Source organism: Streptomyces sp. NPDC059080 (assembly GCF_042739975.1).
Classification (GTDB): domain Bacteria; phylum Actinomycetota; class Actinomycetes; order Streptomycetales; family Streptomycetaceae; genus Streptomyces; species Streptomyces benahoarensis.
In genome coordinates this window covers 7,997-11,109 of the sequence record NZ_JBHYGX010000032.1, presented here as the reverse complement: position 1 = coordinate 11,109, position 3,113 = coordinate 7,997, and the positions used below count along the sequence as shown (strand labels likewise).

Below are 3,113 nucleotides of genomic sequence, written 5' to 3'. Positions count from 1 at the left end.
CCTCGGCATCCAGCACAAACCCATACCGCGCCGCCCCCCCCAGCACCGCCCCCAACACCCCCCCCCCCCCCCCCCCCCCCCCCCCCCCACACACCCCCCCCCCCCCCCCCCCCCCCCCCCCCCCCCCCCCTCGGCTGGTACGCTGTGTGACGGTCCGCCGTGAGTCATCAAGATTCCCTGTGAAGCAAATCCAGGGGCGCTCCCGGGCCGTACACACCGAGGAGTACCGCGTGTCGCTCGACGCCGCTACGAAGAAGCAGATCATGGCCGAGTTCGCCACCAAGGAGGGTGACACCGGTTCCCCCGAGGTCCAGGTGGCCATGCTCTCCCGCCGGATCTCGGACCTGACCGAGCACCTCAAGACCCACAAGCACGACCACCACTCCCGCCGTGGTCTGCTGCTGCTGGTCGGCCAGCGCCGCCGCCTGCTGCAGTACCTGGCGAAGAAGGACATCGCGCGCTTCCGCGTGCTGGTCGAGCGCCTGGGCATCCGCCGCGGCGCGGCGGGCGCCAAGTAAGACGCCGTGAAGGGAGCGGTTCCCGCCGGGGGCCGCTCCCTTCGCCGTACGCACCGGACACCGCTGCCGCCGCGAGGCGGCCGGAAGCTTTGTAGTCTGGTGTCACGAGCACAACCGAACGAGGGGGAGCGCCCCCTGGCCGCCGGTCCTCGGTAGTGGCCCCCGGATCTCCGCGAGACATCTCCGCGGCTGCATCCCGGGAGCTTCGATCGAAGACCGGCCCGTACCGGCGCTCCGCCGACGAAGGTCCGCCGCCACACGGGTGGCGGACGCTGACGAGGAGATTTTCTTGGTGGAGAACGAGACCCACTACGCCGAAGCCGTCATCGACAACGGCACCTTCGGCACCCGCACCATCCGCTTCGAGACGGGCCGCCTGGCCAAGCAGGCCGCCGGCTCCGCCGTCGCGTACCTGGACGACGACACCATGGTGCTGTCGGCCACGACCGCGTCGAAGAAGCCCAAGGACCAGCTGGACTTCTTCCCCCTGACGGTCGACGTCGAGGAGCGGATGTACGCGGCCGGCAAGATCCCCGGCTCCTTCTTCCGCCGCGAGGGCCGGCCCTCCGAGGACGCGATCCTCACCTGCCGCCTGATCGACCGGCCGCTGCGCCCCTCCTTCAAGAAGGGCCTGCGCAACGAGATCCAGATCGTCGAGACGGTCATGGCGCTCAACCCCGACCACCTCTACGACGTGGTCGCCATCAACGCCGCCTCCTGCTCCACGCAGCTGGCCGGCCTGCCCTTCTCCGGCCCGATCGGCGGCACCCGCGTCGCCCTGATCAACGGCCAGTGGGTCGCCTTCCCGACCCACACCGAGCTGGAGAACGCCGTCTTCGACATGGTCGTCGCCGGCCGTGTGCTGCCCGACGGTGACGTCGCGATCATGATGGTCGAGGCCGAGGCCACCGAGAAGACCGTCCAGCTGGTCAAGGACGGCGCCGAGGCCCCGACCGAAGAGGTCGTCGCCGCCGGTCTGGAGGCCGCCAAGCCCTTCATCAAGGTGCTGTGCAAGGCCCAGTCCGACCTCGCCGCCAAGGCCGCCAAGCCGACCGGTGAGTTCCCCGTCTTCCTCGACTACCAGGACGACGTCCTGGAGGCGCTCACCGCCGCCGTCAAGGACGAGCTGGCCCAGGCGCTGACCATCGCGGGCAAGCAGGAGCGGGAGAACGAGCTCGACCGCGTCAAGGAGATCGCCGCCGAGAAGCTGCTCCCGCAGTTCGAGGGCCGCGAGAAGGAGATCTCCGGTGCCTACCGCGCGCTGACCAAGAAGCTGGTCCGCGAGCGCGTCATCAAGGACCAGGTCCGCATCGACGGCCGCGGCGTCACGGACATCCGTACGCTCGCCGCCGAGGTCGAGGCGATCCCGCGGGTCCACGGCTCCGCGCTGTTCGAGCGTGGCGAGACCCAGATCCTGGGCGTCACCACCCTCAACATGCTCCGCATGGAGCAGCAGCTGGACACCCTCTCCCCGGTGACCCGCAAGCGCTACATGCACAACTACAACTTCCCGCCGTACTCCGTCGGTGAGACCGGCCGCGTGGGCTCGCCCAAGCGCCGCGAGATCGGCCACGGCGCGCTCGCCGAGCGCGCCATCGTGCCGGTCCTGCCGACCCGCGAGGAGTTCCCCTACGCGATCCGCCAGGTCTCCGAGGCGCTGGGCTCCAACGGCTCGACGTCCATGGGCTCGGTCTGCGCCTCCACCATGTCGCTGCTGAACGCCGGTGTGCCCCTCAAGGCCCCGGTCGCCGGTATCGCCATGGGCCTGATCTCCCAGGAGATCGACGGCAAGACCCACTACGTCGCCCTCACCGACATCCTCGGTGCGGAGGACGCGTTCGGCGACATGGACTTCAAGGTCGCCGGTACCAAGCAGTTCGTCACCGCCCTGCAGCTCGACACCAAGCTCGACGGCATCCCCGCCTCGGTCCTGGCCGCCGCGCTCAAGCAGGCCCGCGACGCCCGCCTCCACATCCTCGATGTGATGAACGAGGCCATCGACGTCCCGGACGAGATGTCCCCCAACGCCCCGCGGATCATCACCGTCAAGATCCCCGTGGACAAGATCGGTGAGGTCATCGGCCCCAAGGGCAAGATGATCAACCAGATCCAGGAGGACACCGGCGCCGACATCACGATCGAGGACGACGGCACCATCTACATCGGTGCCGCCGACGGCCCGGCCGCCGAGGCCGCCCGCGCCACGATCAACGGCATCGCCAACCCGACCATGCCGGAGGTCGGCGAGCGCTACCTGGGCACCGTCGTGAAGACGACGACCTTCGGCGCGTTCGTCTCCCTGCTCCCGGGCAAGGACGGCCTGCTGCACATCTCGCAGATCCGCAAGCTCGCCGGTGGCAAGCGCGTGGAGAACGTCGAGGACGTGCTCGGGGTCGGCTCCAAGGTCCAGGTCGAGATCGCCGAGATCGACCAGCGCGGCAAGCTCTCCCTGATCCCCGTGATCGATGACGAGGACGACGCCGACAGCAAGAAGGACGACGCCGACAAGTGACGTCCCGCACACACCGGACGACGGCCCGCACCACCGAGGTGGGGGGGGGCGGCGGCCGGTACCACAAAATCCTCAAGGGCGAG

The 3,113-nt window shown here is 69.5% G+C and carries 2 protein-coding genes; both read left to right on the top strand.

The features are described from left to right. Window positions 1-230 precede the first annotated feature (230 nt). Window positions 231-518: a 30S ribosomal protein S15 gene (gene rpsO, locus ACFWWQ_RS22405; protein WP_277319654.1), complete on the top strand. Its 288-nt coding sequence runs from the start codon at window positions 231-233 to the stop codon at window positions 516-518. Between the two features lie 292 nt (window positions 519-810). After that, a complete protein-coding gene (locus ACFWWQ_RS22400) occupies window positions 811-3,030 on the top strand; it encodes a polyribonucleotide nucleotidyltransferase (protein ID WP_384598915.1) in 2,220 nt (739 codons plus the stop codon). Window positions 3,031-3,113 lie beyond the last annotated feature (83 nt).